The organism is Rugamonas sp. FW305-51 (assembly GCF_058786935.1).
In genome coordinates this window covers 26,261-40,475 of record NZ_JBYSZG010000007.1, presented here as the reverse complement: position 1 = coordinate 40,475, position 14,215 = coordinate 26,261, and the positions used below count along the sequence as shown (strand labels likewise).

The 14,215-nt window shown below is 65.9% G+C and carries 10 protein-coding genes; all 10 read left to right on the top strand.

The window, feature by feature from the left end:
* The first annotated feature begins 40 nt into the window (after positions 1 to 40).
* The 10 genes from AC3WOS_RS07295 to AC3WOS_RS07250 all read left to right on the top strand — a co-directional run bounded on the left by AC3WOS_RS07295 (position 41) and on the right by AC3WOS_RS07250 (position 14,215).
* Entirely contained in the window at positions 41 to 1,306 is a 1,266-nt protein-coding gene (locus AC3WOS_RS07295; RefSeq protein WP_492715217.1) for a glutamate-5-semialdehyde dehydrogenase, read from the top strand.
* A 77-nt stretch (positions 1,307 to 1,383) separates the two neighbouring features.
* Positions 1,384 to 1,812 (top strand): CopD family protein, encoded by a 429-nt coding sequence (locus tag AC3WOS_RS07290; protein ID WP_492715216.1) that lies wholly within the window; start codon positions 1,384 to 1,386, stop codon positions 1,810 to 1,812.
* 92 nt (positions 1,813 to 1,904) lie between these two features.
* Complete coding sequence (locus tag AC3WOS_RS07285) at positions 1,905 to 3,107, top strand: THUMP domain-containing class I SAM-dependent RNA methyltransferase (protein WP_492715215.1); 1,203 nt, start codon at positions 1,905 to 1,907, stop codon at positions 3,105 to 3,107.
* Positions 3,108 to 3,770: 663 nt separating this feature from the next.
* On the top strand, positions 3,771 to 5,864 hold the full coding sequence (locus AC3WOS_RS07280; RefSeq protein WP_492715342.1) for an HDOD domain-containing protein: 2,094 nt from the start codon (positions 3,771 to 3,773) through the stop codon (positions 5,862 to 5,864).
* Between the two features lie 4 nt (positions 5,865 to 5,868).
* Positions 5,869 to 8,139: a putative bifunctional diguanylate cyclase/phosphodiesterase gene (locus tag AC3WOS_RS07275; protein WP_492715213.1), complete on the top strand. Its 2,271-nt coding sequence runs from the start codon at positions 5,869 to 5,871 to the stop codon at positions 8,137 to 8,139.
* Between the two features lie 6 nt (positions 8,140 to 8,145).
* Positions 8,146 to 9,741, top strand: coding sequence for an SEL1-like repeat protein (locus tag AC3WOS_RS07270; protein WP_492715212.1), 1,596 nt, complete (start codon positions 8,146 to 8,148; stop codon positions 9,739 to 9,741).
* Between the two features lie 102 nt (positions 9,742 to 9,843).
* Positions 9,844 to 11,316 (top strand): flagellin N-terminal helical domain-containing protein, encoded by a 1,473-nt coding sequence (locus AC3WOS_RS07265; RefSeq protein ID WP_492715211.1) that lies wholly within the window; start codon positions 9,844 to 9,846, stop codon positions 11,314 to 11,316.
* A gap of 229 nt (positions 11,317 to 11,545) precedes the next feature.
* Positions 11,546 to 13,063, top strand: coding sequence for a sensor domain-containing diguanylate cyclase (locus tag AC3WOS_RS07260; RefSeq protein ID WP_492715341.1), 1,518 nt, complete (start codon positions 11,546 to 11,548; stop codon positions 13,061 to 13,063).
* A 104-nt stretch (positions 13,064 to 13,167) separates the two neighbouring features.
* Positions 13,168 to 13,842, top strand: coding sequence for a CsgG/HfaB family protein (locus AC3WOS_RS07255; RefSeq protein WP_492715340.1), 675 nt, complete (start codon positions 13,168 to 13,170; stop codon positions 13,840 to 13,842).
* Positions 13,843 to 13,852: 10 nt separating this feature from the next.
* Positions 13,853 to 14,215, top strand: a complete 363-nt coding sequence (locus AC3WOS_RS07250; RefSeq protein ID WP_492715209.1) for a DUF4810 domain-containing protein — start codon at positions 13,853 to 13,855, stop codon at positions 14,213 to 14,215.

Here is a 14,215-nt window from a genome sequence, read left to right as displayed (position 1 = left end):
GCCGCATCGACGAATTTGTGACCGTACCAATGGGATGACTATGGATATCAAGCAGTACATGGAACAAGTGGGCCAGCAGGCGCGCGCAGCATCGCGCGCCATGGCCCGTGCCGACAGCGCCACCCGCAACCGCGCGCTGCTGTTGATCGCCGAGGCGATCGAGCGCGACGCGGCCCAGCTGCGCGCCGCCAACCAGCTGGACCTGGACGCGGCCCGCGCCGCCGGCCTGGCGCCGGCCATGGTGGACCGCCTGACGCTGTCCGAGTCCGCCATCGCCACCATGGTCGAAGGCCTGCGCCAGATCGTCGCGCTGCCCGACCCCATCGGCGAAATCTCGGGCATGAAGTTCCGCCCGTCCGGCATCCAGGTGGGCCAGATGCGCGTGCCGCTGGGCGTGATCGGCATCATCTACGAAGCGCGTCCCAACGTCACCGTGGACGCGGCCGGCCTGTGCATCAAGAGCGGCAACGCCACCATCCTGCGCGGCGGTTCGGAAGCGATCAACTGCAACCGCGCCCTGGCCAAGCTGGTCAAGGAAGGCTTGCTGGGCGCCGGCCTGCCGGAGAACGGCGTGCAGGTGGTCGACACCACCGACCGCGCCGCCGTGGGCGCCATGATCACCATGCCGCAGTACGTGGACGTGATCGTGCCGCGCGGCGGCAAGGGCCTGATCGCGCGCCTGATGGAAGAGGCGACGGTGCCCATGATTAAGCACCTGGACGGCATCTGCCACGTCTACATCGACGCCAAGGCCGACCTGCAGAAGGCGCTCGACATCGCCTTTAACGCCAAGTGCCAGCGCTACGGCACCTGCAACACCATGGAAACGCTGCTGGTGGCGCGCGCCATCGCGCCGCGCGTGCTGCCGGAACTGGCCAAGCTGTACGCCACCAAGCAGGTCGAGCTGCGCTGCGATCCGGAAGCGATGGCGATCCTGGCCGGCTACCCGCACCTGGCAGCCGCCACCGAGGAAGACTGGCAGACCGAATACCTGGCCGCCATCCTGTCGGTCAAGGTGGTCGAGGGCATCGACGAGGCGATGGATCACATCAACCGCTACTCGTCCAAGCACACCGAGTCCATCATCACCGAGGACTACACGGACGCCATGCGCTTCCTGCGCGAAGTCGATTCCGCCTCCGTGATGGTGAACGCCTCGACCCGTTTCGCGGACGGCTTCGAATACGGCCTGGGCGCCGAAATCGGCATCTCCAACGACAAGCTGCACGCGCGCGGCCCGGTCGGCCTGGAAGGCCTGACGTCGCTCAAGTACGTGGTGTTCGGCCACGGCGAAGTGCGCAAGTAAGAGTGCGACAATAAGACCCAACCGCCGGGCGGCAGCAAGCGCGCCGCCCGCCGCCCCATCAACCGCACAGGAGTCCCATGCTCTGGATTAAAGCGCTGCACATCTTCTTCGTCATTTCCTGGTTCGCCGGGATCTTTTACCTGCCGCGCATCTTCGTCAACCTGGCGCAGGAATCGGAGACGGTGGCCACCGAGCGTATGCTGATGATGGCGCGCAAGCTGTACCGCTTCATGACCATGCTGATGGTGCCGGCCGTCGTATTCGGCATGATCCTGCTGTACCTGCAGTATGCGGGCCCGGACGGCTTCCGCATTCCCGGCTGGATGCATGCCAAGCTGGCGCTGGTGGCGCTGGTGCTCGGCTACCACCATGCCTGCGGTTCGCTGTTGAAGAAGTTCGAGAACGGCGCCAACAAGCGCAGCCACGTCTGGTACCGCTGGTTCAACGAGGTGCCGGTGCTGGTGCTGCTGGCGATCGTGATGCTGGTGGTGGTCAAGCCGTTCTGACGGCGATAGAAGTAAGCAGTAGTTTTTTTGCAGCAAACGTAGCATCCGCAGTAAACGGTATGTTGATTTTTAACGGATAAAAGGTACACCTTATGACTTCCTATTTTTGCCCATGCCCGCGCGGCATGGAAGCGGCGTTGGCCGAAGAACTGGGCGAAATCGCCCAGCAAAGCCCCACCCTCAAGGTGCACAACCAGGTGCCCGGCGGCGTGCACTGCTCGGGCGACCTGTTTGACGCCTACCGCATCAACCTGCACTCGCGCATCGCTTCGCGCGTGCTGATGCGCATGGCCGTCATCGGCTACCAGAACGAAAACGATATCTACGACCTGGTGCTGGCCCAGCCCTGGGAAGACTGGTTCACCTACGACCACACGATCCGGGTCGACGTCACGGCCGTCAAGTCGCCTTTGAAGAGCCTGGAATTCACCACGCTCAAGATCAAGGACGCCATCTGCGACCGCTTCCGCGACCAGTTCGACAAGCGTCCTTCGGTCGACACCAAGACGCCGGACATGCGCATCGTCGGCTTCCTCGACGCGCGCCAGTTCATCATCTACCTCGACACCTCGGGCGAGGCGCTGTTCAAGCGCGGCTGGCGCGAGGAGACGGGCGACGCGCCGCTGCGCGAGAACCTGGCCGCCGGCCTGCTGCGCGTGTCGGGCTGGAAGCCGGGCGTGCCGCTGTTCGACCCCATGTGCGGCTCCGGCACCATCCTGTGCGAAGCGGCGCAGATGGTGCAGGGCATCCCGCCCGGCGCGCGCCGCCGTTTCGCCTTCGAGGCCTTCAACGGCTTCGATCCGGCGCCATGGCAGGCCATGAAGGCGGCCATCAAGCCCAATCCCCTGCCGGACACGCCGACCATCTTCGGCAGCGACATCTCGGGCGACATGGTGGCCATGACGCGCCACAACCTGCGCTGCGCCGGCATCCTGTTCGAGGTGCCGCTCAAGCAGATCGAGGCGCAGGAAGTGAAGGCGCCCACCGAGCAGCCGGGCATCGTGCTGACCAACCCGCCGTACGGCGAGCGTATCGGCGTGCGCGGTGACAGCTCGCTGCCCGAGGATGAACTGGCCGTGAGCTTCTATTCGGCGCTGGGCACCACGCTCAAGCAGCGCTTCGCCGGCTGGACCGTGTTCCTGTTCACGGCCGACCTCAAGCTGCCGCGCATGCTGCGCCTGAAAGAGGCGCGCAAGACGCCGTTCTTCAACGGCGCGCTGGAATGCCGCCTGTTCCGCTTCGACATGGTGGCCGGCTACAACCGGCGTGAAGAAGCCAAGCCGAAGACGGTTTAACCCCGGGGCGGGGCACCCGGCCCCGCCGTTGCGCTGGATTGCCGGCGGCGGGCGCAATGTCCGCCGCAAATATGTGCTGTTGCCGCAACAATCGGGGCGTGATGGTGCGGCGCAGCGCTAGCTGCGCAGGGCGCATTTGCGGCTTTGTCCAGATCACGGCATGGCTTTTTCGCGACACCTGCCGCCAGCCCACCGGCCCGCCATGCCGCCCCCTGTTTTCCCGCCTTGCCCGCCCTGCGGCACTGCTGCCACCAGCCAAATCCTGCCATTTTCAACATGTTTCGCCATGCCGCGATCTGCCGAACAGAGGGGTTTTAGTATGGCTACTCTTGCATTATGGTTGACGTCTCGCTATTAGCGGAGCATGCTACTACGCCAAACGGATCGATTAATATTTACGTCAGGAAACCAGTGCGGTTGAGCAGGAATTTTTATTGCTGACAAGTTATATTTTGTGAACTTTATGATAATATAACTTTCAGCAATATGGATGGCCGCCTCATAAGGGTGGCCGCAGGTGACGCAAAAGCAAAACAAAAACCGTGTGGCGTTGTACCCGAGAACGCCGCTCCCATTCGACGTCCATTGGCGGCAATGCTTGATACGATGCATCAATCAGACCAGGATATTCGCAATCGCTTGCTGATTGCCCGTCTGCCGGCCATGCCGCAGATACTCATCAAGTTGATCGAGCACTTGCAGGCCGACGACGCCGGCATGCCGGAGCTGGCCGCCCTGATCGCCAAGGACGCCGGCATGACGAGCAAGATCCTGACCGTCGCCAACAGCTCGGCCTACCACCGCAACTCGCGCGCCGTGGGCCTGGAGCAGTCGCTGGTGTCGCTGGGCACGGACATGATCAAGACGCTGGTCATCAGCGAATCGGTATTCCAGACCTTCAACAGCTTCCCCCATTCCGGCAGCACCGACCTGCGCAGCTTCTGGAAAAACTCGCTGACGACAGCCGTGCTGGCGCGCGACATCGCCCGCCAGATGGACTATCCCCACGTGGAAGAAGCCTACCTGGCCGGCCTGCTGCACAACGTGGGCCGGCTGGCCCTGCTGGCCACGGCGCCCAAGGAATACGCCTACAACTTCATGGCGCGCGACGACGAGGACCTGTGCGCCGTCGAGCAGCGCACGCTGCAGATCACGCACTCGGAAGCGGGCGCCTGGCTGATCGAGCGCTGGCACCTGGACTCCTTCCTGGCCGACAGCGTGCTGTATCACCATGAACCGATCGCGCGCCTGGAATCGGCCCATCCCCTGATCCGCATCGTGCGCCTGGCCCACCTGCTGGGCTGCCACCGCGAGGAGGAAGGCCAGGAGCTGGACGACGCGGCCCAGCTGTGCGGCCTCGATGGCGGCACGCTGGAGCAGGTGGCCAAGACGGCCGCCCGCCAGGTGGAAAAGTCGGCCGACCACCTGGGCATCGACCTGGCCGGCGCCGACGACGTGGCCACGCCGCCCGCCTACGCACCGCCGCCCGTGCTGGACCCGGTGCAGCAGCGCCTGTCCGAGGAAGTGCGCAACATGGTGCTGGTGTCCGAGATGGGCCAGACCTTCGCCCGCCAGCACGGCGAGGCGAGCCTGCTCGATTCGATGACGCGTTCGGCGCGCATCCTGTTCGATTTCGATACCACCGTGGTGCTGCTGGAAAACCCCACCGGCCACGCGCTGGTGGGCATGGCCGGCGGCGAGCAGCAGCGCCTGGCCGAGTTCTCCATCGCGCTCGGCAAGCCGGGCCTGGTGGCGCAGTCGGCCAACGACCGCAAGCTGGCCTACCTGGGCCGGCAGGACGCGGGCCTGAGCCTGGCCGAGGAGCAGCTGTTCCGCATCCTCGGCACCGAGAGCCTGGTGTGCCTGCCGCTGGTGGCCAACCAGCGCTGCCTCGGTGTGCTGATCGGCGGCGCGGCCAGCTGGCAGATGCCGGGCTTCCAGAAGCGCGAACGCTTCCTGCAGTCGTTCGGCACCCAGGCCGCCGCCGCGCTGGAGACGGCCATCAGCGAGCGCGGTCACGCCAAGCGCCAGATCGCCCACGTGGCCGAGGAATACCGCGAAGCGTCGCGCCGCGTGGTGCACGAAGTGAACAACCCGCTGTCCATCATCAAGAACTACCTGTCCGTGTTGGACGGCAAGCTGGCCAAGCGCGAGCCGGTGGTGGGCGAGATGTCGATCCTGAACGAGGAAATCGACCGTGTGGGCCAGCTGATCAACGGCCTGGCCGACCTGCAGCCGACCGAATCGTCGCGCGTGACGGACGTGGCGCGCGTGGTGGACGACGTGCTGCGCCTGTTCCGCGCCACCGATTTCGTGCCGGCCTCCGTGCAGATCGTGGTGCGCATGCAGGAGCAGCCGGCCGAGATCGACGGCGACGCCGACATGCTCAAGCAAATCCTCGTCAACCTGGTCAAGAACGCCGTCGAGGCGCTGCCCGACGGCGGCAAGATCGAGATCGCCAACCGCGGCTATGTCAACCGCGAACGCCGGCTGTACCTGGAACTGGTGGTGTCCGACAGCGGCCCGGGCCTGTCGCAGGAAGTGCTGGCCAACCTGTTCTCCGTGGTCCGCAGCAGCAAGGATGGCGCCAACCATGGCCTGGGCCTGTCCATCGTGCACGGCCTGGTCAAGAAGATGCAGGGCCAGATCACCTGCCGCTCCGGCAACACGGGCACCGCTTTTGAAATTCTGCTGCCCGCCCGTGGCAGCACCAGTCAAGTCGCCGGCGTGAACTCGCGGGCGATGGATTCCGTTTAAGGCCATGATGAACCTGCCTCCAGACAGCGCCGCCGCTGCCATCGACCCCAACCCGGCCACCGCCCAGATGGCCGTGGCCCTGGCCGGCGACAACTGGCCGCGCCTGCTGCTGGTGGACGACGAACCGCGCCTGCTGTCGTCGCTGTACGAACTGCTGCGCGACCGCGACTACCATCTGGTGACGGCCACCTGCGGCAGCGAAGCGCTGGCCCAGCTCAACAAGCTCAAGTTCGACCTGGTGCTGCTCGACCTGCGCCTGCCCGACATGAGCGGCCACGAGATCATGGACTTCATCAACGCCAAGGGCATAGACGGCGACGTGATCGTGATGAGCGGCGACGTGGGCATCGAGGCCGCCATCGGCGCCTTGAAGCGGGGCGCCTACGACTATCTGCGCAAGCCTTACAGCCGCGAGGAACTGCTCAAGACGGTGGAGAACGCGCTGCAGCAGCGCAAGCTGGCGCAGGACAATGCGCGCATCGCCTCCAAGCTGGAAAACTCGGAGAAGATGTACCGCTACCTGGTCGACAGCTCGCCCGACATCATCTACACCCTGAACCACGAGGGCAAGTTCACCTTCGTCAACGACCGCGCCCAGCAGCTGCTGGGCTTTACGCGCGATGAACTGATCGGCAGGCATTACTCGATCCTGGTGCACGACGAAGACCAGGAGCGGGCCCGCTACGTGTTCAACGAGCGCCGGGTGGACGAGCGGGCTTCGCGCAACGTCGAGCTGCGCCTCAAGTGCAACACGGGCAGCGGCGTCGAGCGCACCTTCAACAACACCCTGATGACGATCTCGCTCAATGCGATCGGCATGCACGTTCCCGACCAGGACATCAAGCAGCGCGAGTTCTTCGGCACCTACGGCGTGGCACGCGACATCACGGACCGCAAGCGGGCCGAGGAAGTGATTTCCTACCAGGCCTACCACGACATCCTGACCGACCTGCCCAACCGCATGCTGTTCAAGGACCGCCTGGGCCTGGCCGTGATCCAGGCCAAGCGCAAGCTGACGGAACTGGCCGTGATGTTCGTCGACCTGGACCGCTTCAAGCTGGTCAACGACACGCTGGGCCACGTCAAGGGCGACGAGCTGCTGCAGCAGGTGGCGCTGCGCCTGAAGGATTGCCTGCGCCGGGGCGACACGCTGGCGCGCCAGGGCGGCGACGAATTCACCATCGTGCTGCCCGAGCTGCGCGACCGCCAGGACGCCAAGTCCATCGCCGACAAGTTCCTGGAAAGCCTGCACAAGCCGTTCGACCTCGACGGGCATGAAGTGCACATCTCGGCCTCGATCGGCATCGCCATCTACCCCAGCGACGGCGAGACCATCGACGAACTGCTGCGCCACGCCGACATCGCCATGTACCAGGTCAAGGCGCTGGGCAAGAACGGCCACAGCTTCTATCACAACTCCATGCTCGACGTGTCGCACCAGAAGATCGCGCTCGAACAGAGCCTGCGCAAGGCGCTCGAGCAGAACGAGCTGGAAATGTACTACCAGCCGCAGGTGGACGTGGCCACCGGCCGCATCATCGGCGCCGAAGGCCTGATGCGCTGGAACCACCCGCAGCGCGGCCTGCTGTCGGCCGGCGAGTTCCTGCCGTTCGCCGAGGAGAACGGCCTGATGCTGCCGATCTCGGACTGGATGCTGGGCGCCCTGTGCCGCGACCTGCTGCTGTGGAACGCGGCCGGCGGCGACGCCATCCGCCTGTCGCTGAACCTGTCGCCCCAATACCTGGACCGGGGCGACTTTTTCGAGAAGATGCGCGGCGCGCTGACCCGCTACGGCATTTCGCCGGCCCAGATCGAAGTGGAGATCACGGAGAACATCTGCATCCGCAATCCGCAGTACGCCATCGAACAGTTGAACAAGCTGTGCCAGCTGGGCGTGTCGGTGGCGATCGACGATTTCGGCACCGGTTACTCCTCGCTGTCGTACCTGCACCGCTTCCCCATCCACACCATCAAGATCGACCAGTCCTTCGTCAAGGAGATCCACGACGAGCAGGGCCACTATCCGGTGATCCTGGCCATCATCTCGATCGCGCGCGGGCTGGGCCTGCACCTGGTGGCCGAGGGCGTGGAGACGGAGGTGCAGGCGCGCTATCTGGAAGCGAACGGCTGCACCACCATGCAGGGCTATCTGTACCACCGGCCCATCTCGCTGTCGCACTTCATCCACGTGCTGCAGGAGCAGAACCGCCTGAGCGTCTCGCCCAGCGTCGCCCCCATGATGCAGGCGCCGGCCATGATCGCCATCCAGGCCTGATCCACTATGCAGAAATACCGCCCGACCGAGGCCGACGCTTCCGCCGGCAGCACCTACACCGCCGAATACCTGCGGGTGCGGGCGCTGGCCGAACGGGGCGTGGCCAATGCCCAGCACAGCCTGGGCTTCATGTACTTCAACGGCCAGGGCGTGGAGCAGAGCTATGAGCTGGCCGTGGCCTGGTATCGCCAGGCCGCCAACGCGGGGCTGGAGCATGCCCAGTACAACCTGGGCGTGATGTACCAGAAGGGCCAGGGCGTGGAGCAGGATTACCTGGAGGCGGCGCGCTGGTACCAGCTGGCGGCCGAACAGGGCTACGCGGCGGCCCAGTACAACCTGGGCTGGCTGTACGCCAAGGGCCAAGGCATCGCGCAGGACAGCGCCCAGGCCATGCACTGGTTCAGCAAGGCGGCCGACCAGGGCGACGCCGGGGCCCAGAACAACCTGGGCATGATGTACGACACGGGCAAGGGCGTGCCGCAGGACTTTCGCCAGGCCATCTACTGGTACCGCAAGGCGGCCGAGCAGGGTTATGCCCGCGCCCAGTTCAATCTTGGCCTGCGCTATGACAATGGCCAGGGCGTGCCGCAGGACGTGGGCCAGGCCATGGCATGGTTCCGCAAGGCGGCCGACCAGGGCTACGCGCCGGCCCAGTTCAACCTGGCGCTGCGCTTCGACAAGGGCGACGGCATCGCCCAGGACAGCCAGAAGGCCATCCTGTGGTACCGCCGCGCGGCCGAACAGGAGCACGCCAGCTCCCAGTTCAACCTGGGCCTGATCTACGACAACGGCCAGGGCGTGCCGCGCGACGAGAGCAAGGCGCTGGACTGGTACCGCAAGGCGGCCGAGCAGGGCCACGCGGCGGCCCAGAACAACCTGGGCCTGCGCTACGACCACGGCCAGGGCGTGGACCAGGATTACGAACAGGCCCAGTTCTGGTACCGGAAGGCGGCCGAGCAGGGCTTCCCGGCCGCCCAATATCACCTGGCCATGCTGTACGACTGCGGTCATGGCGTGCTGCTGGACGCGCAGGAAGCCATCTTCTGGTATCGCAAGGCGGCCGACCAGGGCCACCTGCGGGCCCAGTTCGACCTCGGCCTGCGCTACGAGAACGGGCAAGGCGTGCCGCAGGACTTGCGCAAGGCGCTGTCCTGGTATCGCCGCGCCGCCGAGCAGGATTACGCGGCGGCCCAGTACATGCTGGGCCGGCTGCACGACAGCGACGACGGTCCCGCGCCCGACTGCGTGCAGGCCAGCGACTGGTACCGCAAGGCGGCCGAACAGGGCCACACGCTGGCCCAGTTCGCGCTGGCGCTGCGCTACGACACGGGGCATGGCCTGGCCCGCGACTATGCCCAGGCCCAGCACTGGTATCTGCAGGCGGCCCGCCAGGGGCACACCCGGGCCCAGCTCAACCTGGGTCTGATGCTGCTGGCCGGCCAGGGAGCGCCGGCCGACGCGGCCCAGGCCTGGATGTGGCTGTCGATGGCGGAGCGGGCCGGCGCACCGGCCGCCGCCAAATACCGCCAGGCCGCCGCCGCCCGCCTGGACCCGGCCGGCCTGGCCCGCGCCCGCGAACAGCTGGAGCTGCTGCCCGGCTGACCCCACGCTAAAGAGTTTGCTGTTTCCTGCCGTTAATTACGCGACAACCACGAAACCCCTGACGGCTCGCGGCGCTTGCGCGCGGCGGCCATATGCCCATCCATGCAGATCAACAGCAATCTGTCGGCCCTGTTTGCCCAGCGCAGTTATGCGCGGGCAGGGACGGCGCTGGGCACCACCTTGGAGCGGCTGGCCAGCGGGCAGCGCGTCAATTCGGCGCGCGACGACGCGGCCGGACTGGCCATCGGCGCGCGCCTGACGGCCGGCGTGCGCGGTGCGCAGCGGGCGGCCCAGAACGTCAACGACGGCATCGCCCTGCTGCAGGTGGCCGACGGTGCCATGGATCAGATCGTGAACAATTACCAGCGCATCCGCGAACTGGCGGTTCAGGCCGCCAACGATACCAACAGCGTGCTCGATCGCAAAGCCATCCAGCAAGAGGCCGACGCCCTGGTGAAGTCGAATCTCGACATTGCCAGCCGGGCAACGTACAACCAGTTGAACCTGCTGGACGGTTCCTACCGGACCCAGTTGCAGGTGGGGGGGCAGGCCGGCGACGTGATCAACGTGGACATCCCCGCCGCCTACCGCACCGGCCTGGAGGGGGCGGTGCAGGTCGACGTGCCGGAGCAGCAGGTCAAGCTGAGCGGCCAGGTGGCGACGGCCCTGCAAGCGGGCGACCTCACCCTGAACGGCACGGCCGTGGGGGCGGCCGTGGCCGGCGGCGCGCCGGGCCAGGGCGCCGCCAGCGCCTGGGCCGCGGCGGCCGCCATCAACGCCGCCACCGGCAACCTGGCACCGCCGGCGCAGAGCGTAACGGCCAGCGCCGTCACCACCGTCACGGGCAACGTGGCCGGCAGCGCCAATATCCCGGCCGGCGGGGTGTCGATCAACGGCGTGGGCCTGGGCCCCATCACGGGCGCCAACGCCGGCGCGCTGGCCGCCAGCGCGGCGGCCGCCATCGCGGGCGCGGCCGGCGCCACAGGCGTGACGGCCAGCGTCAGCGGCGGTACGCTGACACTGACGGCGGCCGACGGCCGCGACATCACCATCGCCTCCGCCGGCGGTCCGTACGCGGGCCTGCTGGGCCTGGCCAATGTCACCAATGCCGGCACCCTCACCGTGCAGGACGCGGCCAGCGGCAGCGCCCACAGCCTGCTGGTCGGGGGCGCCAATCCTGCCGCCGTGGGCTTGACGGCCGGCGCCCATGGTTCCACCACGACCGGCAACACGGTCACCGTGCTGGAATCGGCCGACGCCGGCGGCGACCCGCCGCTCGACCTGTCCAGTTTTTCCGGCGCCACCAGCGCCCTCGATTTCATCGACAGCAAGCTCGACAGCAGCAACGCCATCCGCGCCCAGCTCGGCGCGCTGGAGAACCGCCTGCAGCTGGCCTATGACGGCGCCATCGGCACCGGCACCAATCTGGCGGCGGCCCGTTCGCGCATCCTCGACACCGACTACGCCAGCGAGACGGCGCAGCTGACCCGCAGCCAGATCCTGCAACAGGCCGCCGCCTCCATGGTGGCGCAGGCCAACGCCACGCCGCAGCAGGCCCTGTTGCTGTTGCGCTAGGCGCCGCGGTCCGGGCCGGCCTGCGCGCCGCCTGTGCGCTGCCGCCACCCCGCCGGCGATGCGGCGCACGTGACTATTCGTGAGTATCCTGGCCGCGAAAGCGGACATACTGATGCAAGCGTCCAAGTGCTCACGGCGCCTACTTCGGGTGACTTCTATGATGCCAAGCAACTTGTCGGAACCTCAGTTCGGTTTGCCATCCCCCAGACTGCCGTTCCGCTTGCCGCTCATGTTGCTGGCCAGCGCCTTTGTCGTGCTGGTGTGCGTATCGTTGATCGCGGTGCAGGCCTGGCTCACGGTACGGGCCCGTACCGTGAAGTTGGACGAGTCCAGCGTGGCCGCGGCCAACCTGGCCGAAGCGGTGGCACAGCACGCCTACGATACGATCAAGGAGGCCGATACCGCCCTGGTCGGGCTGGTGGAGCGGCTCGAACACGACGGCCAACCGGAGCCGACACTGGCCCGCCTGCACCAACTGTTGGTGCATCGCGTCGCCGAACTGACGCAGCTGCATGGCATATTCGTCTATGGCGCCGACGGGAGCTGGCTGGTCAATTCCCAACCGACCCTGCAGCGCAACCTGAACAACGCGGACCGGGCCTATTTCATCCATCACCGCGAGCATGCGGACCGCAACGTGTACATCGGCCCGCCAGTGCGCAGCAAATCCACCGGGGACTGGATCATCACGGTCTCGCGCCGCTACAACCGGCCGGACGGCTCCTTTGGCGGGGTGGTGCTGGCCACGATCAGCATGGATTACTTCCTGCAGTACTTCCAGCGCTTCAAGATCGGGCACGACGGCGCCATCTTCCTGGCACTGGACAACGGCATCATGCTGGTAAGGCGCCCCTACAATGAAATATCGCTGGGCCGGGATATTTCCAAATTGCCCTTGTTCCACGACTATTTGCCGCGCGGGCCGGTGGGCACCGTCATGTTCACATCGGCGCAGGACGGTATTACCCGCATCAACAGCTATCGGCGCCTGGAGCATTACCCGCTGGTGGTCTCCGCCGCGCTGTCGAAGGACGAGGTGCTGGCCCAATGGCGCTCCGATGCCTATCTGCACAGCAGTGCCGTGCTGGTGGTGACGGCAGGGTTGGGGCTGCTCGGTTTCCGCCTCGTGCGCCAGATCCGGTTGCGGATGCAGGCGGAGGCCGAGCTGGTAAAGGCGCGCAATTCGCTCGAGACCCTCAATCAAACGCTGGAGCGGCTGGCCATGCAGGATGGCTTGACGGGATTGGCCAATCGCCGCCAGTTCGACCTGTCGCTGAAAGATGAGTTCAGCCGGGCGATGCGCAGCGCCAGTTCGCTGGCGCTGATCATGATCGATGTCGACTGCTTCAAGCAATACAACGACATTTACGGCCACGCGGCCGGCGATGAATGCTTGAAGGCGATAGGGAAAGTGGTGGCCGAAAAGCAATACCGGCCGGGCGATGTCGTGGCCCGCTACGGTGGTGAGGAACTGGTGGTGCTGTTGCCCGGCACCGATGTGGCCGGCGCGCTGGTGGTGGCCGAACACATCCGGGCGGCGATCGAGGATCTGGAACTGAACCATACCGGCAACGCCGCCGGCCACGTGACGGTCAGCGCCGGGGTCGAAGCGTTCGCCCCCGTGCGCCATGAGAGCGAGCCCGTCGACCTGATCAAGGCGGCCGATTCCGCCCTGTACCAGGCCAAGTCGCGGGGCCGCAACCGGGTCTATGCCACGGTGATTGATCTGGATCTGCATCCGGCTTGATTTTGCTCATAGAAATATTTCTTAGTGGAATTATTATTTATTTCTGGCATTGTTTCCCCTATATAATAGTTACACTATTTATATTTCGGGGGATCACGATGAAGATGAAGCAAGCAGGTGCGCTGGCGGCAGCGGCGTTGATGGTGGCGGCGCTGGCCGGATGTGCGACGGAAAGCTCGCAGGCGGTGGCGGTGCCCACGGTGGCCAGCGCGGCGCGGCCTTACACGGGCGTCCGTACGCTGGTGGCCGTCGGCAAGTTCGACAACCGCTCCAGCTTCATGCGCGGCATCTTCTCGGACGGCGTGGACCGTCTGGGCGGCCAGGCCAAGACCATCCTGATCGCCCACCTGCAGCAGACCAACCGCTTCAACGTGCTGGATCGCGACAACCTGCAGGAACTGAAGCAGGAAGCGGACTTCAAGAAGCAGGGCCAGGCCATCAAGGGCGCCGACTTCGTCGTCACGGGCGACGTGACCGAATTCGGCCGCAAGGAAGTGGGCGACCACCAGCTGTTCGGCATCATGGGCCGCGGCAAGACCCAGGTGGCCTATGCCAAGGTCACGCTCAACATCGTCAATATCGCCACCTCGGAAGTGGTGTACTCGACCCAGGGCGCGGGCGAATACAGCCTGTCCAACCGTGAAATCCTCGGCTTTGGCGGCACCGCCAGCTACGACGCCACGCTCAACGGCAAGGTGCTGGACCTGGCCATGCGCGAAGCGGTGGACCATCTGGTGGCCGGCGTGGAAGCGGGCGCCATGTCCGCCCATAAGCAATAAGGTGGGCGCCATGAAGCAAACCATGTTCAAGCCGCTGGCCGCGGCCCTGGCCGCCGCCGCCATCCTGAGCGGCTGCGCCTCGGCGCCCAAGACCATGTACCAGTGGGGCGGCTATCAGCCCCAGGTCTACGAGCACTTCAAGGGCGGCAGCCCGGACCAGCAGATCGCCGTGCTGGAGAAGGATTTGCAGACCATCGGCGCCAAGGGCAATATGCCGCCGCCGGGCTACCACGCCCATCTGGGCCTGCTGTACGCGCTGGCCGGCCGCCAGGACCAGGTGGCCACCGAGTTCGAGACGGAAAAGAAGCTGTTCCCGGAATCGGCCGCCTACATGGACTTCCTGCTGAAAAAAGCCAAGAAAGACGAGAAATAA